The 23,058-nt window shown below is 69.4% G+C and carries 20 protein-coding genes; 9 read left to right on the forward strand and 11 right to left on the reverse strand.

Going from position 1 to position 23,058, the window contains the following annotated elements:
• Positions 1-168: 168 nt before the first annotated feature.
• Positions 169-1,038: a fumarate hydratase gene (locus EGT29_RS25780; RefSeq protein ID WP_124691671.1), complete on the forward strand. Its 870-nt coding sequence runs from the start codon at positions 169-171 to the stop codon at positions 1,036-1,038.
• 28 nt (positions 1,039-1,066) lie between these two features.
• Entirely contained in the window at positions 1,067-1,693 is a 627-nt protein-coding gene (locus tag EGT29_RS25785) for a fumarate hydratase C-terminal domain-containing protein (protein ID WP_202865570.1), read from the forward strand.
• Between the two features lie 3 nt (positions 1,694-1,696).
• Here the strand turns inward: EGT29_RS25785 and EGT29_RS25790 are convergent, their stop codons facing one another.
• From EGT29_RS25790 to EGT29_RS25815, 6 genes are all read right to left on the reverse strand, one after another.
• Positions 1,697-2,344 carry a flavin reductase family protein gene (locus EGT29_RS25790; protein ID WP_124691673.1) on the reverse strand — a complete coding sequence of 216 codons (648 nt, stop codon included), beginning with the start codon at positions 2,342-2,344 and terminating at the stop codon, positions 1,697-1,699.
• A gap of 16 nt (positions 2,345-2,360) precedes the next feature.
• Positions 2,361-3,338: a tripartite tricarboxylate transporter substrate binding protein gene (locus tag EGT29_RS25795; RefSeq protein ID WP_238160210.1), complete on the reverse strand. Its 978-nt coding sequence runs from the start codon at positions 3,336-3,338 to the stop codon at positions 2,361-2,363.
• Positions 3,339-3,481: 143 nt separating this feature from the next.
• Entirely contained in the window at positions 3,482-4,453 is a 972-nt protein-coding gene (locus EGT29_RS25800) for a tripartite tricarboxylate transporter substrate binding protein (protein WP_161567977.1), read from the reverse strand.
• Between the two features lie 32 nt (positions 4,454-4,485).
• Positions 4,486-5,643, reverse strand: a complete 1,158-nt coding sequence (locus EGT29_RS25805) for a CaiB/BaiF CoA-transferase family protein (protein WP_124691676.1) — start codon at positions 5,641-5,643, stop codon at positions 4,486-4,488.
• A gap of 2 nt (positions 5,644-5,645) precedes the next feature.
• Complete coding sequence (locus EGT29_RS25810) at positions 5,646-6,500, reverse strand: CoA ester lyase (RefSeq protein ID WP_124691677.1); 855 nt, start codon at positions 6,498-6,500, stop codon at positions 5,646-5,648.
• An 11-nt stretch (positions 6,501-6,511) separates the two neighbouring features.
• Positions 6,512-7,075, reverse strand: coding sequence for a MaoC family dehydratase (locus EGT29_RS25815; protein WP_341431917.1), 564 nt, complete (start codon positions 7,073-7,075; stop codon positions 6,512-6,514).
• A gap of 18 nt (positions 7,076-7,093) precedes the next feature.
• On the opposite strand from EGT29_RS25815, the gene EGT29_RS25820 reads away from it, so the two are divergent.
• Complete coding sequence (locus EGT29_RS25820; RefSeq protein WP_124691679.1) at positions 7,094-7,855, forward strand: IclR family transcriptional regulator; 762 nt, start codon at positions 7,094-7,096, stop codon at positions 7,853-7,855.
• Between the two features lie 21 nt (positions 7,856-7,876).
• On the opposite strand, the gene EGT29_RS28835 is transcribed toward EGT29_RS25820, so the two are convergent.
• The 3 genes from EGT29_RS28835 to EGT29_RS25835 all read right to left on the reverse strand — a co-directional run bounded on the left by EGT29_RS28835 (position 7,877) and on the right by EGT29_RS25835 (position 12,173).
• Positions 7,877-9,676, reverse strand: a complete 1,800-nt coding sequence (locus EGT29_RS28835; RefSeq protein WP_124691680.1) for a PAS domain S-box protein — start codon at positions 9,674-9,676, stop codon at positions 7,877-7,879.
• A 123-nt stretch (positions 9,677-9,799) separates the two neighbouring features.
• A complete protein-coding gene (locus EGT29_RS25830) occupies positions 9,800-10,765 on the reverse strand; it encodes a tripartite tricarboxylate transporter substrate binding protein (RefSeq protein WP_161567978.1) in 966 nt (321 codons plus the stop codon).
• A gap of 40 nt (positions 10,766-10,805) precedes the next feature.
• Complete coding sequence (locus tag EGT29_RS25835) at positions 10,806-12,173, reverse strand: Rieske 2Fe-2S domain-containing protein (protein ID WP_124691682.1); 1,368 nt, start codon at positions 12,171-12,173, stop codon at positions 10,806-10,808.
• Positions 12,174-12,350: 177 nt separating this feature from the next.
• Here EGT29_RS25835 and EGT29_RS25840 point away from each other — a divergent pair, with 177 nt between their 5' ends.
• On the forward strand, positions 12,351-13,274 hold the full coding sequence (locus tag EGT29_RS25840) for a LysR family transcriptional regulator (protein ID WP_124691683.1): 924 nt from the start codon (positions 12,351-12,353) through the stop codon (positions 13,272-13,274).
• Position 13,275: 1 nt separating this feature from the next.
• On the opposite strand, the gene EGT29_RS25845 is transcribed toward EGT29_RS25840, so the two are convergent.
• Positions 13,276-14,208: a LysR family transcriptional regulator gene (locus EGT29_RS25845; RefSeq protein ID WP_161567979.1), complete on the reverse strand. Its 933-nt coding sequence runs from the start codon at positions 14,206-14,208 to the stop codon at positions 13,276-13,278.
• Positions 14,209-14,287: 79 nt separating this feature from the next.
• Here EGT29_RS25845 and EGT29_RS25850 point away from each other — a divergent pair, with 79 nt between their 5' ends.
• From EGT29_RS25850 to EGT29_RS25860, 3 genes are read left to right on the forward strand one after another with little or no spacing between them, the layout of a single operon-like run.
• Positions 14,288-15,955: a GMC family oxidoreductase gene (locus EGT29_RS25850; protein WP_124691685.1), complete on the forward strand. Its 1,668-nt coding sequence runs from the start codon at positions 14,288-14,290 to the stop codon at positions 15,953-15,955.
• 40 nt (positions 15,956-15,995) lie between these two features.
• Entirely contained in the window at positions 15,996-16,988 is a 993-nt protein-coding gene (locus EGT29_RS25855) for a tripartite tricarboxylate transporter substrate binding protein (RefSeq protein WP_124691686.1), read from the forward strand.
• Positions 16,989-16,999: 11 nt separating this feature from the next.
• Positions 17,000-17,779, forward strand: a complete 780-nt coding sequence (locus tag EGT29_RS25860; protein ID WP_238160212.1) for an SDR family NAD(P)-dependent oxidoreductase — start codon at positions 17,000-17,002, stop codon at positions 17,777-17,779.
• Between the two features lie 163 nt (positions 17,780-17,942).
• Here the strand turns inward: EGT29_RS25860 and EGT29_RS25865 are convergent, their stop codons facing one another.
• Positions 17,943-20,171, reverse strand: coding sequence for an NADP-dependent isocitrate dehydrogenase (locus tag EGT29_RS25865; RefSeq protein WP_124691687.1), 2,229 nt, complete (start codon positions 20,169-20,171; stop codon positions 17,943-17,945).
• Positions 20,172-20,750: 579 nt separating this feature from the next.
• Between EGT29_RS25865 and EGT29_RS25870 the strand changes: the two genes are divergently transcribed.
• Positions 20,751-21,665 (forward strand): hypothetical protein, encoded by a 915-nt coding sequence (locus EGT29_RS25870; RefSeq protein ID WP_202865571.1) that lies wholly within the window; start codon positions 20,751-20,753, stop codon positions 21,663-21,665.
• Positions 21,666-21,768: 103 nt separating this feature from the next.
• Positions 21,769-22,965, forward strand: coding sequence for an MFS transporter (locus EGT29_RS25875; protein WP_124691688.1), 1,197 nt, complete (start codon positions 21,769-21,771; stop codon positions 22,963-22,965).
• Positions 22,966-23,058: the final 93 nt, after the last annotated feature.

Raw genomic sequence — 23,058 nt, forward strand, 5'->3', positions numbered from 1 at the left:
CGCTTTCCGTCGAAACATTCCATATGGCGGCCAGTATATCCACCCGGGCGTGGGCGAGCGTCCGCAAAGCAGCTGTGACGGCCGGGTGATAGCAGCGGACGGGCCGCGTCGCTATAGTCCATGGATGCCTAGGAACGCGCGCGCCCGGACGCGCCACAGGGGAGACAGATGGCCATCAGCTACGACCTCGTGCGGTCGGTCAGCGCCCAGCTCTACGAACGCGCGCTGAAGAAGATACCCGAGGACACCAAGGAAGCGCTGCGCGCGGCCGAGCGCGGCGAACACAACGAGGTCGCGCGCGGCACGCTGCGCATCATGCTGCAAAGCGCCGACGCCGCCGAGGCCCGCCAGCACTTCGTCTGTTCCGACTCCGGCGTGCCGGTGTATTTCGTCGGCATCGGCACCGGCGCCCGGCTGGAGGGCGACATCAAGCGCGCCTTCGCCGACGGCTTCGACGACCTGGTCGCCACCATCCAGCCGCCGCTGCTGGCCCACGTGACCAATCCGCTTACCAACGAGCGCGGCTACAAGGGCAAGGACATGCCCATCGTGACCTTCGACCTGATCGACGGCGCCGACTACGTGGACATCACCTGTTCGCCGAAGGCGCTGGGCTCGGGCCGCTGGGCCGCGCTGGAGATCTTCACCTTCCCCAGCCTGGAGACCATCGAGCGCTACGTGATGGAGGTCATCCTGAAGGCGGGATCGCAGCATTGCCCGCCCGTGGTGATCGGCGTGGGCATAGGCGGCACCTTCGACTATGCCGCCAAGCTGGCCAAGCAGGCGACGCTGCGGCCCATCGGCACGGTCAATCCCGAACCCACGCTGGCCGCGATGGAAGGCCGCTTGAAGGAAGCCGCCAACGCGACGGGTTTCGGTCCCATGGGCACGGGCGGCGACAGCACGGCGATGGCCGTGCACGTGGACTACGCCTCGGGCCACGGCTTCACGCCGGTGGCGGTGTGCTTCAACTGCTGGATCAACCGGCGCACCCGCGCCCGCATCCATGATTCGGGCCGGGTGGAGATCATCGAATGACCCGCCGCCATGACGAGGACGCGACATCGTGAGCACCGTACACGAACTTGAATTGCCGCTGAGCGAGGAGGCGGTCCGGTCGCTGCGCGTGGGCGACCAGGTCCGGCTGCATGGCGAGGTCGTGCTGTGCGCGGGCATGACCACGCATGAACGGCTGACCGCCCTGCTCGACCGTGGCGAGGCGCCGCCCATCGACCTGAAGGGTGCCGCGCTGCTGCATCTGGGCAGCTATAGCCGGGAGGTCGATGGCCGGTTCGAGGTGCTGTACCTGAACCCCACGACCAGTACGCGATTCAACGGGTTCATGCCCGGGCTGATACGTGGGCTGGGGCTGCGGGTGGCGGGGGGCAAGGGTGGACTGGACGCCCGCAGCGTCGAAGCGATGCGCGAGGAGGGGTGCGTCTACCTGTCGTTCCTGGGGGGTGGATGCACGCTGCTTTCCGAGGCGATACGGGAGGTGGTGGCGGTGCACTGGAACGATCTGGTGCACCACTACCGGCTGGTGAAGCTGCGGGTGGACGGGCTGGGCCCCGCCACGGTCGGGATCGATGCGCAAGGCAACAGCCTTTACGGCGATCTGGCGGAGACGGCTCGGGAGCGGTTGCCCGAGATACTTGCCCGCCTGGATGAGCGGCGGAGTTCCGCGCAGGGTTGAGTTCTAAGGTTTGGAGCTGGGGCCGGGTTCCGCGCCAGGCTGGCGCTGAAGCATGGGCCGGTGAAAGATCTCGCCCAGCGCGGCATAGAAGGGCCCGCCCAGGCGGGCGACGGGGCGCATCGCGGCGCTGTTGACGCGACGGCCGTCGTAGATGTCAGGGGACAGGTGGAAGGCGACGACCTGGCCGATGTACAGGGTGTTGTAGCCCTCGCCCAGCGTGATGGCCTGGTCCAGGCGGCATTCCATCTGCACGGGGGTCGAGGCGATGCGGGGCGGCTGGACGTGGTGGCTGGGCAAGAGCGGGATGCCCAGGGCCTCGGGTTCGCTGATCTCGGGCGGGTACTCGGCGGCGCTGGCGTGCATGGTCTCCAGGTCGGCCTCGGTCGAGACGTTGACGACGAATTCGCCCGTTTCGACGATGTTGCGCGCGGTGTCCTTCAGGTCGCCGTCCAGCGTCGAGATGTTGACCGCCAGCATGGGCGGGCGGGTGGCGACGTAGTTGTAGGAGCTGAATGGCGCGGCGTTGACGCGGCCGTTGCGGTCCTGCGTGGTGATCCAGGCCACGGGGCGCGGCACCACGCAGCCGACGACGAGGCGATAGGCATCGGCCGGGTCCAGGCCCTGGCCGTCGACACGTATGAATTCCTTCATGTTCTCCGGTTCCGATTCATTTCGCCAGCATGTCCAGCGCGCCCAGCAGCTCGGTCATCGCCGTCTTGTCCTTCCGGGCGAAGGCGGTGACTTCGCTCGGCGTCATGTTGTCGATGCTGCCGTCCTGCTGCGCCAGGAAGCGCTGGTGTTCCGGCTCGGCGTTGATCGCCGTCAGCGCCGCGCTGAGTTTCTCGATGATAGCCGGGGGCGTGCCGCGCGGGGCGGCCAGGGCGTACCAGGTGGAGACTTCGTTCCAGTTCTTGACGCCGGCCTCGGCCATGGTGGGCACCTCGGGCAGCAGCGAGGACCGCTTGGCCCCGCTATAGGCGATGGCCTTGAGGCGGCCGTCCTTGACGAAGGGCAGCACGGGCGAGGCGCTCAGCATGCCCAGCTCGACCTGGCCGCCGATCAGGTCCTGCAGGGCCGGGGCGGCGCCCTTGTAGGGAACGTGGGTGATTTCTATGTTGGCGCGCCGGCGCAGCAGTTCGCCGGCCAGGTGGGTCGGGCCGCCGGTGCCGGCCGACGCGAAGTTGAGCTTGCCGGGCTGCTTGCGCGCGCGGTCGAGCAGGTCCTGCAGGGTGTTGATGCCGAGCTTGGCGTTGGCCACCAGGACCACGGGCTGGTTGGCGACCAGCCCGATCAGGTCGAAATCCTTCAGGCCGTCGTAGGTCGCGCGCTCGATCAGCGGACCGACCACCATGCCGGGCGAGGTGCCCATCAGCAGGGTGTAGCCGTCGGGCTTGGCCCGCGCCACGTAGCCGGTGCCGACCATGGCGCCGCTGCCGGCCTTGTTCTCGACCACCACGGGCTGGCCCAGGCGGTCCTTCAACCGGGACGCCAGCTCCCGGGCCAGGGTGTCGGCGGGGCCGCCGGGCGCGTAAGGGTTGATCAGGGTGACCGGCCGGCTGGGATAGCCGGACTGGGCGTGGGCGGCGGGCAGCAGCAGGGCCGTGGCCGCCAGGCCGCCGAGCAGGATGGCGAGTGCGCGTTTCAAGGTCGTCTCCATGGCTTATGGTTATCCGCCATCCGGCCGTATCCGGCCATGGCGCTGCGACCCACTATAGAAGCGCGCCCTTCCCCGTCCCAGGACCGGGGAAGGCAAAGCTGATATGTGCGGCGGCGCAACCGCCGCCGCCGCTACTCCGCCTGGATCCCCGCGTGCCGGATCTGCGCGCCCCATTCCTCGTGCTGGGCGCGCACGAAGCGCTGGAAATCGTCGCCGGCCAGGAAATCGGTCTCCATGCCCATGCCGCGCAGGCGCTCCTTGACCTCGGGCTTGTTCAGCGACAGTTTCAATTGCTCCTGCCACCACTGCACCACCGGTGCCGGCAGCCGCGCCGGCCCCGCCACGCCTATCCAGCCGGTCAGGTCCAGTCCGGACAGGCCGAGTTCGGCGGCAGTGGGGACATCGGGCAGGATGGTGGAACGCTTGTTGGACACCAGCGCGACGGCATTCAGGTTGTGCGCGCCGATCTGCGGCAGCACGGCGCCCAGGTCGGAGGAAACGAAATCGACGCGCCCGCCCAGCAGGTCGGTCACGGCCGCGGGCTGGCCCTTGTAGGGCACGCTCAGCACCTCCATGCCGGCGGCGCGGCTGAAGGCGGCCGAGGCCACCTGGCCGGTGCCCGATCCGTATCCGGTGGCCAGCGATTTCGGCTTGGCGCGGCCGGCGGCGATCAGGCTCTTGGCGTCGGCGTATCCGCCCGCGGCGCGGGTCACGACCACCACGTCGAAGCGCACCATGCGGGCCACCTGGGTGAAGTCCGCCAGCGCATCGTGCTTCTGGATGGCCTTGGACAGGAACGGGCCCGACGAACTGGTGGCGCTGGAGCTGGGCATCATGGTGTAGCCGTCGGGAGCGGCGCGCGCCACCGCGTCCACGCCCAGCGCCCCCAGCGCCCCGGCCCGGTTCTCGACGACGATCACGGCGCCCGTGCGGGCGCGTATGTCGTCGGTCACGATGCGCGACACGTTGTCGATGGAGCTGCCGGCCGGAAAGCCGATCACGAAGCGCACGGTCCTGCCCGCCTCGGGATAGCCCTGGGCATGCGCCGGCATTCCCGCTTGCAGGGCGGCCGCCGCCAGGCCCAGCACGATCACCTTCCGCATAGAAGTCTCCTCTTTCCTTGTCGTGGTTGTCGTCAGCGCGGCACGGACCAGGTCCGGCCGCCCAGCACTTCTTCGGTGTGTTCGCCCAGACTCGGCGCGTGCCGGCGCACGTCGCCCGGGGTCGCGCCGAAATGCACGGGAATGCCGGCCTGGCGCAGGCGGCCTTCGGTGGGGTGTTCGCATTCGCGCCAGAAACCCAGCGCCGCCAGGTGCGGGTCGGCCAGCAGGTCGTCGAAGCTGTGCACGGGCGCGAACGGGATGTCGGCGGTCTCCAGCGCCTCCAGCCATTGCGCGGTGGTGCGCGCGCGCAGGGTGTCCTCGACGTAGCGGTACAGTTCGGGGAAATGCCGGCTGCGGTCGCGGGCCGTGCAATAGCGCGGGTCGTCCGCCATGCCCGGATCGCCGGCCAGCGCGAAGAAACGCCGCCATTGGGCGTCGGTGTAGGGCACCACGCTCAGGTAGCCGTCGCGGGTGGCGAAGGGCCGGCGGTATTCGTTCAGCAGCCGGGCATAGCCGGCCTCGCCCTCGGCCGGCACGAAACTGCGGCCGGCCAGGTGTTCCGGCGCCAGGAAGGCCACCATGCATTCGAACATGGGCACTTCTATGGACTGCCCGGCGCCGGTGCGCTCGCGCGCGTACAAGGCGCAGGCGATGGCGTTCGAGACGTACAGCGCGACGGTCTTGTCGGCCACGACCGAGTTCACGTAGCGCGGCGCCTCGGCTCCGGCCGCCCCTTGCAGCCAGGCCAGGCCGGAGGCCGCCTGTATCGTATCGTCGATGGCCGGCCGGCCCGCGTAGGGGCCGCGCTCGGAATAGCCATAGCAGACGCAATGGATGAGCCGGGGAAAGCGCGGCGCCAGCGATTCGTGGTCCAGCCCCAGGCGCCGCAGCGCCGGCGCGCGCATGTTGGAGACGAACACGTCGGCGCCGGCGATCAGTTCCAGCAGCGCTTCGAGGCCCCGCGGCGTCTTGGCGTCGAGCACCACGCTGCGTTTGTTGCGGTTCAGGTTCAGGTGGGCATGGCTCATGCCGGCATGGCGTTGCGGCGTGACGTGGCGGAACACGTCGCCCGCCGGCGGCTCGACCTTGATCACGTCGGCGCCCATGTCCCCCAGCATCTGCGTCGCCATGGGCCCCATGCCGACCGTGCTCATGTCCAGGATGCGCACCCCGTCCAGCGGACCGGCCATGTTCATTCCCCTCCCAGCAGCCGGCGCGCCAGCCGCAGGTGCGGCCGGTCGACCATCTTGCCGTCCAGGTTCAGCGTGCCGGCGCCGGGATGGGCGTCGAACGCCCGGACCACCGCCCGCGCCCACCGCAACTGGGCCTCGTCGGGCGTCAGCAGCCGGTTGATCGGCTCCACGTGGCGGGGGTGGATGGCCAGCTTGGCGACGAAGCCGTCGCGTACCGCCTCGCGCGTTTCTCCCTCCAGGATGTCGGGCGCGTCCAGGTCCACGCACACGGTGTCCACCGCGCGCACGCCGGCGGCGGCCGCGGCCGCCAGGCACAGGGAACGCGCCAGCCGGAACGGCTCGGTGTAGCGGCCGGCCTCGCGGTTGCCCCGCGCGCCCAGGTCCGCGGCCAGGTCCTCCGCGCCCCACGACAGCCCCCACAGCCGCGGCGTGGCGCCGGCGTAGTCGTGCAGACCGAACAGCGAACGCGCGGTCTCGGTAACGATGGCCAGGATGCGGATGCCGCCTTCGGGCAGGCCGGCCATGGCCTCGCAGGCATCCAGGTAGTGGGCCGCCCGTTCCAGGTCGGCGCGCCGGGCGCACTTGGGCAGCACGATGCCGAACGGCCGCCCGGGCACGACGGCGGCCAGGTCGGCCAGCGCCTCGCCGCTGTCCAGCGCATTGGTGCGCACCCACACCTGCTTGCCGGCCGGCGCCTGGCCGAGCATGGCGCGCACGGCATCGCGCGCCGCCGCCTTGCGGTCGGGCGCGACCGAGTCTTCCAGGTCGAGGATCAGCGCGTCGGCGACGCTGGCCGCGGCCTTGTCGAACTTGCGCGGCGCATCGCCCGGAACGAACAGCATCGAGCGGACCATGGCGGTCTCCTCTAGGCCGGAGCCTTGTGCATCAGGGCCGAGCGCTTGCAGCGGGCGACGATGTCGTCGTCCTGGTTCAGCGCGAGGTGTTCGAACTCGACGATGCCGGCGTTGGGGCGCGAACGGCTTTCGCGCACCGACAGCACGCGCGTGCGCACGTGCAGCGTGTCGCCGGCGAACACCGGCTTGGGAAAGGCGACCTCGCTCATGCCCAGGTTGGCCACCGTGGTGCCCAGCGTGGTGTCGTTCACCGTCATCCCTATCATCAGCCCCAGCGTGAAGAGGCTGTTCACCAGCGGACGCTTGAATTCGGTCCGGGCCGCGAAGTGCGCATCGATGTGCAGCGGCTGCACGTTCATGGTCAGGGAGCTGAACAGCACGTTGTCCATTTCCGTGACCGTGCGGGTCCAGTCGTGGGCGAACTCCTGCCCGGGGGAGAACTGCTCGAAATACAGTCCGGCCATCGTCGTCTCCTGGTCGTCGTTCTTGTTTATGAATAAAAGTTTATATACTTGAACATCAATATTCAAGCCTGGCCGGGCGCAGGCGCCGGAAAGTGGCACCCTCGCGTTCATGCCTATAGACTTTTGCCCATGAATACGAACGACGTGAAAAGCGCCAAGCGGGTGCTGACCATCCTGCAATATTTCGCCCAGACCCGGGCGCCGGCCTCGCTCACGCAGATCTCGGCGGCGCTGGGCTTTCCCAAGTCCAGTTGCCTGGCGCTGCTGGATACCCTGGAAGGGGAAGGCTACGCCCACCAGACGGGCGGCCGCTACTACCTGACGCGCCGGTGGTTCAACGAAGCGCGCGCCATCGCCGAGCACGACCAGCTGGCCGCCCGCATCCGGCCGGTGCTGGAAGACCTGCGCGACAAGCTGCGCGAGACACTGATCCTGGCCCAGCGCTCGGGCAGCCAGGCGCTCTACCTGGACGTGGCCGAACCCGAGCGCATCGTCCGCTTCACCGCCCGCACCGGTGAACTCAAGCCGCTACACGCCGCCGCGTCGGGGCGCGCGCTGCTGGCCGCCATGGCGCCGGCCGAGCGCGAGGCGCTGCTCGCGCGCATGCCGCTGCCGCGCTTCACCGACCAGACGCCGACGACGCGGGACGCGCTGGAAAAAATGCTGGAAGAAGGAGACCGGCGGGGCTATCACGTGAACCTGGGCGAGCACCAGGCGGACACCTTGTCGGTGGCCGCCCCGGTCGTCCTGTACGGCACGCCCTATGCGCTGACCGTGGGGGCGCCGCTGGAACGCGCGAAGCCGCGCGTGCGGGAGATCGGCGGGATGCTGGTGGAAGCGGCGGCCAGGCTGGCCGCCGAGGTCGACCGCGCCGACGCGGCGCCGGCCTGACGCCGGCGGCCGGGCCGGCCCCTACGGCGCCTCGTTCTCGTCCAGGCGCAGCGAGCGGGCCAGCTCGTTGATCCGCTCCTTGGTCTCTTCGACCAGCGTGCCGATCTCGCTGGCAGACGTGGACGAACGCATGGCGAGCTTGCGCACTTCGTCGGCCACCACCGCGAATCCGCGCCCGGCGTCGCCCGCGCGGGCCGCCTCGATGGCCGCGTTCAGCGACAGCAGGTTGGTCTGGGCGGCGATCTCGTTGATGACCGCGACGATCTGGCCGATCTGCTCACTGGAGGCCAGCACGGAATTCATGGCACTGTGCGTGGTCTCGCGTTCCGTGTGCTCGGCCTGCACGTTCTTCAGGAAGGCGGTGTAGGCGATCTTGCCTTCGAGCCGTATCTTCGACAGCGACAAGAGGCCCCATATGCGCGTGCCGTCCTTGCGCTCGATGGGCACCTCGCGGCTGGTGCCCACGATCTTGTCCTTGCCCGTCTCGCGGTTGGCCTCGACCAGCCGGTCGTGGCCGGCCTGGATGGCGTGGGGCACCAGCATCTTGACGTTCCTGCCCAGGACCTCGTCGCGGCCGTAGCCCCACAGCCGCTCGGCGGCGGCGTTGAAGAAGGTGACGTTGTTCTGCTCGTCGATGGTGACCACCGCGTCCAGCGCCTGCTCCAGCGTCTGGTTCATCATCTCGCGCGCGTTGTGCTCGCCCGTGATGTCCTTGACGAAGGCCGTGTAGGTGATGCGGTCGCCCACCTTCACGCGCGACAGCGACAGACAGGCCCACACCTTGGCCCCGTCCTTGCGTTCGAGCCGCACGTCGCGGCTGGTGCCCACGATCTTGTCCACGCCGGTGCTGCGGTTGGCGTTCACGTAGCTGTCGTGCACGGCCTGGATGGCCTGCGGCACCAGCATCTTCACGTTGCGCCCGATCACCTCGGACCGCTCGTAGCCCCACAGCCGTTCGGCGGCCGAGTTGAAGAACGTGACGTTGTTCTCGCCGTCGATGGAGACCACGGCATCGATGGCCTGCTCCAGCGTCTGGTTGATGACCTCGCGCACCGCGCGTTCGCGCGAGATGTCCTTGACGAACGCGGTGTACAGGATGCGGCCGCCGACCCGGATCTTGGACAGGGACAGCGCGCCCCAGACCTGGGAGCCGTCCTTGCGCTCGACCTGCACCTCGCGGCTGGTGCCCACGATCTTGTCCTGGCCCGTTTCGCGGTTGGCCTCGACCAGCCGGTCGTGGTCGGCCTGGAGGCCGCGGGGCACCAGCATCTTCACGTTGCGGCCGATCACTTCCGAGCGGTCGTAGCCCCAGAAACGCTCGGCGGCGGCGTTGAAGAAGGTAACGTTGTTCTTCTCGTCGATGGACACCACCGCGTCCAGCGCCTGCTCCAGCGTCTGGTTGATGGTCTCGCGTTCTTCGTGCTGCGCGGTGATGTCGCGCACGAAGGCGGTATAGGTGATGTGCCGGCCGATGTTGACCCGCGACAGCGACAGGCTGACCCAGACCTTGCGGCCGTCCTTGCGGTCGATCTGCACCTTGCGGCTGGTGCCGACGATCTTGTTCTGTCCGGTCTCGCGGTGGGCGTCGACGTAGCCGTCGTGCGCGGCCTGGATGGCCTGCGGCACCAGCATCTTCACGTTGCGCCCGATCACCTCGGACCGCTCGTAGCCCCACAGCCGCTCCGCCGCGGCGTTGTAGAAGGTCACGTTGTTGTGCTGGTCGATGCTGACCACCGCGTCGACGGCCTGCTCCAGCACCTGGGTGGAACGATCCGAACGGAATTCCAATACGCGCGCCAAGCGACTTGCGGTTCCCGACATGCCGACCTCCTTTGAATAACAGGATCTCGGCGCGCGCCCCGGGGAATGGATCAGGGACAACCCTGAGCATGCACAACTTCGGCCATCACGAGTCTTCTTGACGTGAAAGCCGCCCCGCCGGCGTCAATCCAGGCGGATGCCGAACTCGGCGACGATCGCTCCCGCCCGCGTGTAGTCCTCGCGCGTGCGGCGCGTGAAGTCTTGCGCCGAGCCCCCCACCGGCACTTCCCACTGCGCGCGGAACTCCTTCTGCACGTCGGGTTCGGCCAGGATGGCCGCGACCTCGCGGTTGAGCCGCGCGACCACCGGAGCGGGCGTGCCGGCGGGCGCCAGCATGCCGTACCAGGTCGTCACGTCCAGCCCCTTCACGCCCTGCTCCTCCAGCGTCGGCACCTGGGGCAGCAGCGTGGAGCGGGTGGGCTGCACGACGCCCAGCGCCACCATCTTGCCGGCCTGGACATGGGGCCAGAGCGAACCGGGCACGCCATAGATCAGGTCGATGTGGCCGCCCAGCAGGTCGGTGATGGCGGGCGCCGTGCCCTTGTAGGGCACGTGGGTGATCGACACGCCCGCCGCGCGGTTGAACAGTTCCCCGGCGATGTGCATGGGCGAACCGCTGCCCGGGCTGCCGTAGCTCAGGCCCGGGCGCTTCTTCGCCAGCGCGACCAGCCCCGCCGCGTCCGATACACCCAGGCCCGGCCGCGCGGCCAGCAGCAGCATGCCCTGCGACAGCTGGATGACCGGCGCGAAGGCGCGCACCACGTCCGGCGTGGAGGCCTTGGGCAGCAGGTGGGCCGCCAGAAACAGGGTATTCGGCGCCACCAGCAGCGTGTAGCCGTCGGGCGCGGCCTTGGCGACGTGGCTGGCGCCGATCATGCCGCTGGCGCCCGGCAGGTTCTCGACCACGAAGGGCTGCCCCAGCCGCTTGGCCAGGCGCTGGGCCACCAGCCTGGCCAGCACGTCGGTGCCGGCGCCGGGCGGATAGCCGACCACGATGGTCACGGGCCGCGCGGGGTAGCCGGCGTCAGGCGCGGGCTGGGCCTGCGCGAGGGAACAACAGGACAGCAACAGGCAGATCAGGATTCTCACGGCGCTCTCCTGGCCGCACGAAGGCGGCCGGCTTCGGGGTTCAGGCGGGTTCCAGCATCCGGTCCAGCGCGGGCGCGCGGCGGGCCAGGATGTCCTGCTGCATCTCGTGGGCATAGTCCTGCTTGGCCGCCCACTCCGCGCCTTCGTCCGGCAGGCTGGGGGCGGGCCGCGTCAGGGCATAGCCATAGGTCGGGCACACGCCCTCGCCTTCGGCGCGCATGCCCTTGGGCCGCTCGCCGGCCTGCACGGCGCGGATGCCCGCCCGCAACTGGCGGCGGAACAGGGCGATGCCGGCATCGGCGGCGGTCAGGTTCTCGTTGGCCTGGATCGCCATCCTGCCCTGCGCGACCCAGGCGTCCCAGTCGCCCGGATTGCGGTGCCGTTCCTCGTAGCTGCGCTCGCCCGTCTGGCCGAAGGTGATCGTGGCCAGGTAGTCGGCGCGCGCCTTCTCGCTCCATTTGGGCGACAAATGCAGCCATCCCATGTGCATCGCGTTGAAATCGTCGTTGGGCACGATCCAGGTCGACAGACCCAGGCCGTGGCTGGAAGGCAGCTGGCGCCGGTAGCGCAGCTCGATCGCCTGCCGCCTGCCCGGCTCGCCGGCCATGTTCTCGGGAATGGCGTCCCCCAGGCGGATGCCGTCGGGCACGCGGGCGATGTTGGGCAGGATCAGCTCGTTGACGCGGCAGTAGTACAGGTCGTGCACGCGCCGCACGCTGGTGGTGATCTGCCCGATGGGCGTCTCGCAGGCCTGGATGACGGGTAGATCGTAGGCGTAGTCGCCGAATTGCTGCACGTCGAACATCGAATGCAGGAAGGTCAGATGGATGGGATCCTGCGTGTTCTCGCGCAATTGCACCCAGTTGCATGGGTTATGCCAACAGAATGGCAGATATTCTTCCTCGTCGTTGTGCATGAAGTCGTAGTCGGGAAACGGCGGCCGCTGGTCGGGCGGCCCCATGTACGCGAACACCAGCCCGCGGAACTCCCGCACCGGATAGGCGCCATGGTACATGCGGGACGCCAGCGAGCCGGGCACCTTCTCGCCCGGCACGTCCAGCAGCGCGCCATCCACGCCGTAGTGCCAGCCATGGTAGGCGCAGCGCAGCCCATGGTCCACGATCAGCGCGAACTCCAGCGAGGTGCGGCGGTGGCTGCAATGGCGCTCCAGCAGGCCGAGATCGCCGGAGCGGTCGCGGAACACCACCAGCTCCTCGCCCAGGATGGTAATGGGCACGGGCAGGTCCTTGATGTCGGCGGCCAGCGCCACCGGCTGCCAGAAGCGGCGCAGGTACTCGCCGGCGGGCGTGCCGCGGCCGACCTCGGCCAGCTCGCGGTCGGGCGTCGTGGAGGGCCGGCGATCGTAGCCGCCGTAGGGTCGGGTTGCGTTGCGGACATCCTGCGCCATCTCGGGCCTCGTCGGTGTGGGGATCAGCGCATTGTCCCGGCCGGCCCGCGGCCGGGGAAGCCGGCCACGGTCAATACAGTTGTAGGTAAATACGATGCAATCGAACGCGCAGCGCTAGGTGTGGCGATAGAGCCATGGCACACTCGACCCGTTCCGTCCGGCCTCCGGGATCGCGCCATGGACCATTACAAACAGCTCGAATCCTTCGTTTCCGTGGCGCTGCACGGCAGCTTTTCCGCCGCGGCCCGCAGCGAAGGCGTGGCGCCCAACGTGATGCGCGAACGCATCGACGCGCTGGAGCAGCGCCTGGCCGCCAGGCTGGTACATCGCAGCCCGCGCGGACTGTCGCTGACCGAAGCCGGCGCCGGCTTCCTGGACGCCGCGCGCGCCCTGCTCGCCAACCTGGAACAGGCCGAGGCGGCCGTGTCCGCACGCGCCTCGGGTGCGCACGGCCACCTGCGCGTCACCGCGCCCGCGGGCTTCGGGCGGCGCCACATCGCGCCGCTGATCCCGGCGCTGGTGGCGCGCCACCCCTCGCTCGACATCACGCTGGACCTGCACGACCACTACGCCAGCCTGCCCACCGGCGACTTCGATTGCGCGTTCTTCATCGGCGATCCGCCCGACAGCAGCCAGGTCGCCATTCCGCTGGGCGGGACGCGGCGCGTGGTGGTCGGCAGTCCCGCCTACCTGGAGCGCGCGGGCATACCGGCGCGCCCCGCCGACCTTGCCCGCCACAACTGCCTGTGCTTCCACGGCGAAAGCCAGATGCAGGCCCGGCATTGGCAGTTCCGCGTGGATGGGCGCCTGCTGCAGCAGCCGGTGTCCGGCACGCTACGCTGCTCGGACGGCTCGACGCTGCACCAATGGGCGCTGGCCGGCATGGGCCTGGCCTGGCGCGCGCTGTGGGAGGTCGAGGACGACCTGCGCCACGGCCAGTTGCGCTCGGTGCTGGACGACTACGCGGTCGCGACCGTGGGCATCTACGCGGTGGTACCCCAGCGCCGGCACATGCCGTCGCGGGTGCGGGTGTTCATCGACCACCTGCGGCAGGCCTACGGCGATCCGGGCTATCCGTCGGCGCCGGCGGCCCGCCTGTAGTTCAGGACGCCTGCGCGGCCCGCGCCTTGGCATAGCGGATGAACAAGGCGGGAATCTCCGGCAGGGTCCGGCCCCGCATGCCGACCAGCACCGGTTGCAGCCTGGGCGACTGCCCCGGCACGGCATGGAACTCCAGCACGCCCGCCTGCACCTCCGCCGCGAAGACGCTGCGGCCAGCCAGGGTGAAGCAGCCCCCCAGCGCCAGCATCTCGCGCAGTATCTCGGCCGAGCCCGCCTCCTGGAAAAGCGGCATCGCGGGGGTGACTCCCGCGTCCTGGAACAGCAGCCGGACCGACGCTTCGTACAACGTGCCGCGACGCACGGAATACAGCGGCAGTCCGGCCAGCACCTGCATCAGCGGTCGCCCGCCGGGGCGCACCGTTCCCGCCTTCGCCACCCAGCCCAGTTGCTCGTTGAAGCGGGCCTGGACCGTCATGGTGCCGTCCACCGCCGCGCCAGGCAGGAAGGCGCAATCGATATCCCCTTCGGCCAGGCAGGCGCGGATTTCCTCGGAGGTTCCCGCGCGCACGGTCAGCCGCACGCCCCGGTTTTCGCGGATGAAGCCGGACAGCACCCTGGGCACCAGGCTGGCCGTGGCCGTGTGGAAGGCGCCGATGCGCAGTTCGGGGCGCCCGCCGGCACCCTGCTGCACCGACGCGATGGCGCTGGCCGATAGCCGCAGCAGTTCGCGGCAATGCGGCAGCAGCGCCTCGCCCGCGCTGGTCAGGTTGACGCCCCGGTTGTGCCGGCGCAGCAGCGCCACGCCGACGCTGGCTTCCAACTGGGCGAGGCGGGTGGAGACGTTGGACTGCACGGTGCCGAGCGACACGGCCGCCCCGGAAATGCTCTGGGCTTGCGCCACGGCCAGGAAGTAGCGGGCGGATTCGATGTCGAGCAGCGGCGCGTTCATCGTTCCAGCATAGCAGGATGGCACTTTCTGATATCCATGAAAAAGATTGATCCAATCTTTAAAACAGGGATCCATCTCCACATCCCGGGACTATCGTGACGGCATGGAAAAAAGCTATGACGCAATCGTGATAGGCGCCGGATCCGCCGGCTGCATCGTCGCCCGCCGCCTGTCGGAGGACGGCCAGTGCCGGGTGCTGCTGCTCGAGGCGGGCCGGGACCCCGGCCCCCTGGAAACGCCGGCCATCCGCCACCCCTATCCGCTCTCGGCCTACGACGCGGCGCTGCAATGGCCCGGGCTGACAGGACAGATCGTGGGCGGCGCCGACCGCCGCATGGCCCGCGTCCCGCAGGGCCGGCTCGTGGGCGGTTCGTCCTCCATCAACGCCATGGTGGCGATGCGCGGGATCGCGGCGGACTTCGACGAATGGTGCGAAGCCGGCGCGCAGGGCTGGAGCTGGCGCGACGTGGAGCCCTACTTCCGCCGGCTCGAATCCGCCGACCCGCACCGGGACTGCGACGATGCCGCCGCCATCGCCATCGCGCGGCAGGCGGCCTCGCCGCACCGGCGGCTCAGCAACGCGCTGCTCCATACGTGGGAAGACGCGGGTTATCCGCGTATCGCGGATCCCAACACCGACTTTCGCGATGGCTGCTTCGTGCAACCGGTCTCGACCGACCGGGGCGGCCGATGCTCGGCGAACCGCGCCTACCTGGGCACGGCCACGCGGGCCCGGGCCAACCTGGACATCCTGGCCGACACGCGCTGCCTGCGGCTGCGGATAGCACAAGGACGCGTGTGCGGCGTCGAAACCGAGTCGGCCGGCACGCCGCGGGTCTTCCTGGCCCCCCGCGTCTTTCTGTGCGCCGGCGCGTTGCAGACGCCCACCCTGCTGCTGCGTTCCGGCATCGGCGATGCCGCCGCGCTCGAAGCGCTGGGCATCCGGACGGTGGCGGACCTGCCCGGCGTCGGCCGCAACCTGCAAAACCATTGCGCCCTGCCCCTGGGCATCATCCTGAAAGGCAGGAAGGGGCTGCCGCCCGGCCTGCCGACTGCACACGCGGCCCTGCGGCTGTCCTCGGGCGCGCATCGCTCCAGCGGCGACGTCTACCTGTCGGTCTGGGACCGGGCCGCGTGGCATGCCGCGGGAAGCCACGTGGGTGTACTGAACGTGGTGCTCCACCGCCCCGCGTCGAGCGGATCGGTCACCCTGCGCTCCGGCGACAGCCGGATCGCGCCCGCCATCGACTTCAACATGCTCGACCACCGATCGGACATCGAGCGCCTGTCGATGGGCGTGCGGGCTGCGATGGAGTTCCTGGAAAGCCCGCGCGTACGCGCCATCGGCCGCGGCACCGGACTGGTCAAGCTGGGCAAGGCCGCCGCGTGGATGGGCTTTCGCACGTCCGCGACGCGCCTGGCGAGCCGCGCCATGACCGCCGCCAGCGGCCTCTGGCCCGGACTCCTGTCACCCCTGTATGCGCTGGCGGTAAAGCCGCTGCCTGATCCGCTGCTGGGCCCCGCCGACCTGCAGGCCATGCAGGCGGCGCTGCGGGCGTCGATCGTGCTCCAGTACCACCAGGTCGGCACCTGCGCGATGGGCCCGGCGGCATCGAGGCTGTCGGTGGCATCGCCCGACGGCCAGGTCCACGGCGTGGCGGGGCTGACGATCGCCGACGCGTCCCTGCTGCCCGCGGTGCCGCGCGCCAACACCAATCTTCCGGTCATGATGGCCGCGGAGAAGATCTCGGCCATGTTCCTGAATCGATGAAAAAAGACACCCGCGCGACAGGCGCGAACAAGGAGACATCATGCTGACACGACGGACCTTCCTGGGCATCGCCGCCGGCGCCGCCATCACCGTCCGGCCCGCTTTCGGGGAAACCTTTCCTTCCCGGCCGGTCAAGGCCCTGCTGGGCCTGAGCCCCGGCGGCGGCGCGGACCTGCTGGCCCGCATTCTCTTCCGCAGCATGGAGGCGGAGCTTCACCAGCCCATCGTGCTCGAGAACCGGCCCGGCGCCGGCACCACGCTGGCGGCGGAAGGCACCGCCCGCGCCGAGCCCGATGGCTACACGATGTACGTGGCCACGGGCAGCTACGTCACGAGCGCCGTCTTGTTGCGCGAACGCGGCGCGGCGCTGCAGCGTTCGGGCCGGGGCCTGCTGGATGCGCTCGCGCCGGTCAGCCTGATGTTCACCGCGCCCTATTGCATCGCCGCGCGTCGCGGTTCGGGCCTGGACTCGATCCGGGACGTGCTGACGCAGGCCCGGCGGCGCCCGGGCGAGCTCACCTATGCCTCGTCCGGCATGGGTAGCCAGCCCCATTTCGCTGGCGAGCTGTTCCAGTCCGCCACCGGGACCCGGCTCCTGCACATTCCTTACAAGGGCCTGGGGCCCGCCATCGTGGGCGTGCTGGGCGACCAGGTGCAACTGGTGTTCTCGGACATGAACTCGGTCTTTCCCCGGCACCGCAGCGGCGAGATGAAGATCCTGGCGGTGACCGGAGACGCGCGGCCCGCGCTGGCGCCCGACATACCGACGATGAAGGAATCCGGCATCGCCGGCATGGACATCGCCGCCTGGCAAGGCTATCTGGTGCCCGCACGGACGCCGGCCGCGCGCATCGACGTACTGGCCTCGGCCATTGACCGCAGCCTGCGCGACCCGGCGGTGCGCGACCGGGTGCTCGAGAACGCCGGCGTGCCGGCGGACACGTCGCCGGCGCACTTCCGCGCCTTCCTCGAAAAGGAAACGCGGCTCTATCGCAAACTCGCCGAGTCCGCGGGCATCAAGGCGGATTACTAGCAGCGTCCGGCATGGACATGGAGAGACAGGTGGTCAAATACGATTTTTCCGGACAGGTAGCCGTCGTGACCGGCGCAGCCAGCGGCGTAGGGCTGCGCATCGCGCAGGACCTGCTGGGTGCCGGCGCCCGGGTGTCAATGTGGGATGTGGGCGCCGAGGCGCTGCGGGCGGCGGCCGCTGCCCTGGCCACGGCCGACGGCATCGATCAACGCACGGTCGATGTGCGGCGCCACGAGCAGGTGGAACATGCGGCCCAGGCCGTCCTTGCCCGCTGGGGGCGGATCGACATATTGATCAACAATGCGGGCATCATCCGCCCGCCCGGCCCGCTGGCCTCGTCGTCGCTGGCCGACTGGGACGACGTCCTGGCAGTCAACCTGACCGGCACCTTCCATTGCTGCCGGAGCGTGATGCCCATCATGGCGCAGGCGGGATACGGACGCGTGGTCAACGTCGGCTCGACCTCCGGCAAGGAAGGCAATCCCTACACGCCCTCCTATTCCGCGGCCAAGGCGGGCGTCATCGCGCTGACCAAAAGCCTGGGCAAGGAATTCGCCGCCAGCGGCGTGCTGGTCAACTGCGTCGCGCCTACCGTGCTGAACACGCCCATGACCCGCCGCAACGTCGAGATCGCGCCGGAACGCACGCAGCGGCTGCTGGAAAAGATTCCCATGGGCCGCTTCGGCGAAGTGGAAGAGCTGGCCGCCATGCTGGCCTGGCTGTCGTCGCGGGCGTGCAGCTTCAGCACGGGCGCGGTCTTCGACCTGTCCGGCGGGCGCGCCACCTATTAGTCCCCCACAGCCGCACTTGATCCGCAAATGAAAAACGCCCGTGAGGGCGTTTTTCATTCAGATCGCAGCGAACATCCGTTCACCCCAGGGCACAGCGGATCCGGCTCCGCCGGTCCGCCAGTGCCGCCCCCTGGGGGGCGCGCGTCAGCGCGCAGGGGGCCCTCTAGCCCAGCTTGGCCAGAGCCGCGTTCAGCGTGGCGCTGGGACGCATGGCCTTGCTGGCCAGCTCGGCGCTGGGGCGGTAGTAGCCGCCGATGTCGTTCGGCTTGCCCTGCACCGCGCCCAACTCGGCCACGATCTTGGCTTCGTTGTCGGCCAGTTCCTTGGCGATGGGCGCGAACGCGGCCTGCAGTTCCTTGTCCTCGGTCTGGGCGGCCAGGGCCTGGGCCCAGTACAGCGCCAGGTAGAAGTGGCTGCCGCGGTTGTCCAGGCCGCCGACCTTGCGGGCGGGCGACTTGTCCTCGTCCAGGAACTTGCCGGTGGCCTGGTCCAGGGTCGTGGCCAGCACCTTGGCCTTGGCGTTCTTGTACGTGTCGGCCAGGTGTTCGATGGACGCGGCCAGGGCCAGGAACTCGCCCAGCGAATCCCAGCGCAGGAAGCCCTCTTCCAGGAACTGCTGCACGTGCTTGGGCGCCGAACCGCCGGCACCGGTCTCGAACAGGCCGCCGCCGGCCATCAGCGGAACGATGGACAGCATCTTGGCGCTGGTGCCCAGTTCCATGATGGGGAACAGGTCGGTCAGGTAGTCGCGCAGCACGTTGCCGGTGACCGAGATGGTGTCCTGGCCCTTGCGGATGCGCTCGACCGACAGCTTGGTGGCCTCGACCGGCGACAGGATCCGGATGTCCAGGCCGCTGGTGTCGTGGTCCTTCAGGTACTTCTCGACCTTGGCGATGACCTGGGCGTCGTGGGCGCGGTTCTTGTCCAGCCAGAACACGGCCGGCACGCCGGTGGCGCGGGCGCGGCTGACGGCCAGCTTGACCCAGTCCTGCACCGGGGCGTCCTTGGTCTGGCACATGCGGAAGATGTCGCCGGCTTCGACCGGCTGCTCCAGCAGCACCTTGCCCGCTTCGTCGACCACGCGCACCGTGCCGTCGGCCGGGAGCTGGAAGGTCTTGTCGTGCGAACCGTATTCCTCGGCGGCCTGCGCCATCAGGCCGACGTTGGGCACGGTGCCCATCGTGACCGGGTCGAACGGGCCGTTCTTCTTGCAGTCCTCGATCACGACCTGGTAGACGTCGGCGTAGCAGCGATCGGGCACGACGGCCTTGGCGTCATGCAACTGGCCGTCCGGGCCCCACATCTTGCCCGATTCGCGGATCATGGCGGGCATCGAGGCGTCGATGATGACGTCGCTGGGCACGTGCAGGTTGGTGATGCCCTTGTCGGAGTTCACCATGGCCAGCTCGGGCCGCCTGGCGTATTCGGCCTTGATGTCGGCTTCGATCTCGGCCTGCTTGTCGGCCGGCAGGTCCTTGATCTTGGCGTACAGGTCGCCCAGGCCGTTGTTGGGATCGAAGCCCACCTGCCTGAGCGCGTCGGCGTGCTTGGCCAGCACGTCCTTGAAGAACACGGAAACCACCTGGCCGAACAGGATGGGGTCCGAGACCTTCATCATGGTGGCCTTCAGGTGCACCGAGAACAGCACGCCCTGCTTCTTGGCGTCTTCGATCTGGGCTTCGATGAAGCTGCCCAGCGCCTTCTTGCTCATGGTCGAGGCGTCGATGATCTCGCCCGCCTTGACCGCGGTCTTTTCCTTCAGGACCTTGGTGGCGCCGTCCTTGCCGACCAGCTCGATGCGGACGTTACCGGCATTCTGGACCACGGCCGACTTTTCGCTGCCGTAGAAGTCGCCGCTGTCCATGTGGGACACGTGCGACTTCGAATCGGCGCTCCAGGCGCCCATCTTGTGGGGGTGCTTGCGGGCGTAGTTCTTGACCGACAGCGGCGCGCGGCGGTCGGAGTTGCCTTCGCGCAGGACCGGGTTCACGGCGCTGCCCTTGACCTTGTCGTAACGGGCCTTGACGTCCTTGTCGGTGTCGTTCTTGACCTCGTCCGGATAGTCGGGAAGCTTGTAGCCCTTCTGCTGCAGTTCCTTGATCGCGGCCTTGAGCTGCGGGATCGAGGCGCTGATGTTGGGCAGCTTGATGATGTTGGCTTCGGGCGTGGTCGCCAGCTGGCCCAGGTAGGCCAGGTCGTCCGAGATCTTCTGCGCGTCGGTCAGGTACTCGGGGAACACGGCGATGATGCGGCCGGAGAGGGAGATGTCCCGCGTTTCGACGTCTACGCCGGCGGAACGGGTGAAAGCCTGGACGATGGGCAGCAGCGAGTACGTCGCCAGTGCAGGCGCTTCGTCAGTGAGGGTGTAGATGATCTTCGACGTGGTAGACATTCTTTATTGAATCTCACTCGATTACGGAAGTAGCGGAGATTCTCGGACAACCCCCCGAGGGGGCCGGGCATGGCGCGGGCGGCCATGCAGGGGGACGTCGCGCGTGCGCCCTGGCACCCGCGCGCCGGTTTCGATTGCCTGAAGAATCGCGTCCTCGCGAATGCCGTGGCGGCCCGGGCCTCCCGGCCCCGGAACCGCGGCTTTCACAATGCGGAGTGGGATTTTATCACTGCCGGCCCGGTGGGCGCCCGGGTGGAAACGCCGGGAAGCCGACCTCGTCATGCACGCCCATGCACAACGGAGAACGCTGGCGGCCGCGGCGCCCGCCGCGATCCGGCCACGAGCGAGCCTTTCCGGCTCGACCGGGCACGGCGCTTGCGCAATCGGAACGCCCGCGGCGGGCGTTCATGCCTCCGCCGTCCATCCACCCTCTTGTTCGGAGATCTTCAATGCGCGCCATCCTGCTCTGGCTCCTGGGCGTCCCCATTCCCATCATCATCCTGCTCGCCCTGTTCTGGCACTAGCGCCCGCGCCGCTTCGCGGTCCACGCCTCCTTCCAACCACAAGAAAAGGCCACTCATGGAAAACGCTACATCCGCAGGTAATTCTTACGTCACCAGCCCCGCCCTGGCGCGCGCGAACGAGTCCCCCGCCTCGGCGGTCTCGTGGGCCGCCATCATCGCCGGCGCCGTCATCGCCTCGGCGGTCTCCTTCATGCTGCTGGCCGGCGGCGCGGGACTGGGCTTCGTCTCGATGTCGCCCTGGTCCGGCGAAGGCGCCTCGGCCACCACGCTGGGCATAGGCGCCGTCGTATGGATGATCCTGACCCACATCATCGCGTACGGCCTGGGCGGCTACCTGGCCGGACGGCTGCGCACGAAGTGGGTCGGCATCCATACCGACGAGACCTACTTCCGCGACACCGCGCACGGCTTCCTGGTATGGGCGCTGAGCGCCGTCGTCAGCGCCATGGTGGTCGGCTCGGCGCTGATGTCGGCCGCGGCCGGCACCGCGAAGGCGGGCGCCACGATCGCGGCGGGTACCGGTGCCGCGGCCACGGCCGCCGCCGGACAGGCGGCGCGGACGGATGCGGGCGGCATGCCGACCGACTACGTGGCCGATCTGTTGCTGCGGGGCGACCAGCCCAACCCGGCCGGCGATCCGGGCGCGGCGCGGGCGGAAGTCGGCCGCATCGTCGCCGCCAGCGTGGCCCGCGGGGAATTGAACGCCGAGGACCGGGGCTACCTGGCGCGTGTCGTCGCGGCGCAGACCGGCGCCGACCAGGCCACCGCCGAGAAGCGGGTGGACGACATCGTCACCCGCGCCCGGCAGGCCGCCCAGCAGGCGGAACAAACCGCGCGGCAGGCGGCGGACACGGCGCGCAAGGCGGCCGCCGCCTTCGCCCTGTGGGCTTTCGCGTCCATGCTGATCGGCGCCTTCGTGGCGAGCTGGATGGCCACCGTGGGCGGCCGGAGCCGGGACGACATCGTCTAGCGGCACGAACGGGGGGCGGGCCGCCGGCGCCGATTTGCGCGACAATTGCGGCATCGATCACACGCGGCGCCCGCCGGCCCCGCTCCAGCCCCGTCCCCCCGCAATGACAGCGCCGCGCAGCGACACCCCCTTCAGCCTCAAGCAAATCGCCGTCCCGGCATTCGGTCCATCAGTCCTCTACGGCATCGGCAACGGCGCCATCCTCCCGGTCATCGCGCTCAGCGCCCGCGAACTCGGCGCCTCGGTGGCCGTGGCGGGACTGATCGTGTCGCTGATGGGCATAGGTTCGCTGGTCAGCAACATCCCGGCCGCCATGATCACGTCCCGCTACGGGGAACGGCGGTCCATGGCGGGGGCGGCCGCGTTCAGCGTGCTGGCGCTGCTGCTGTGCATCTTCGCCACCCACGCCTGGATGCTGGGCCTGGGCGTCTTCCTGGTGGGCATGGCCGCGTCGGTATTCATGCTGGCCCGCCAGACCTACCTGATCGATGCCGTGCCGCCCTACATGCGGGCGCGGGCGCTTTCGACCCTGGGCGGCACCAACCGGATCGGCGTGTTCATCGGTCCCTTCGCCGGGGCGGCCATGATCCACTTCGTCGGCCTGGACGGCGCGTACTGGGTGGCGGCCGTCGGCATCTCGGGCGCCGGACTGATCGCCTGGCTGGCGCCCGAGATGGCCGGCGAAGCCCACGTCGGCACGGCGCGCGCCAAGCCGCGGGTCCAGGACATCGCGCGCGACCATGCCAAGGTCTTCCTGACCCTGGGCCTGGGCATCCTGCTGGTCAGCGCGCTGCGCTCGTCGCGCCAGGTCGTGATCCCGCTGTGGGCCGACCACCTGGGGCTCGCCCCGACCGCCGCCTCGATCATCTACGGCCTGGTCGCCGCCATCGACATGTCGGTGTTCTATCCGGCCGGCACGATCATGGACCGGCGCGGCCGCCTGTGGGTCGCGCTGCCGTCCGTGCTGCTGATGGGCGGCGCGCTGATGGCCACCTCGCTGACGACCGGCGTCGTGTCCTTCCTGATCGTGTCGCTGATCCTGGGCTTCGGCAACGGCATCAGTTCGGGCATCGTCATGACGCTGGGGGCCGATTCCTCGCCCGCCCACGGCCGCACGGAATTCCTGGGCATCTGGCGCCTGATCGCCGACGTGGGCAACAGCCTGGGGCCGGTCATCCTGTCGGCCATTACGGCCGTGGCGTCGTTGACGATAGGGGTGGCGTCGGTGGGCACCTTGGGCCTGGCCGCCGCCGCCGTCCTTTGGCGGTGGCTTCCGAAGAGATCCCCCCCTGCGCGCTGACGCGCGCCCCCCAGGGGGCGATGCGGGTGGACCGGCGGAGCCGGATCCACCGCATCCTGGGTCTAGTGCCTGTTTCTTGGGTTGCAGCACCGG

This window comes from Pigmentiphaga sp. H8 (genome assembly GCF_003854895.1).
GTDB lineage: Bacteria > Pseudomonadota > Gammaproteobacteria > Burkholderiales > Burkholderiaceae_B > Pigmentiphaga.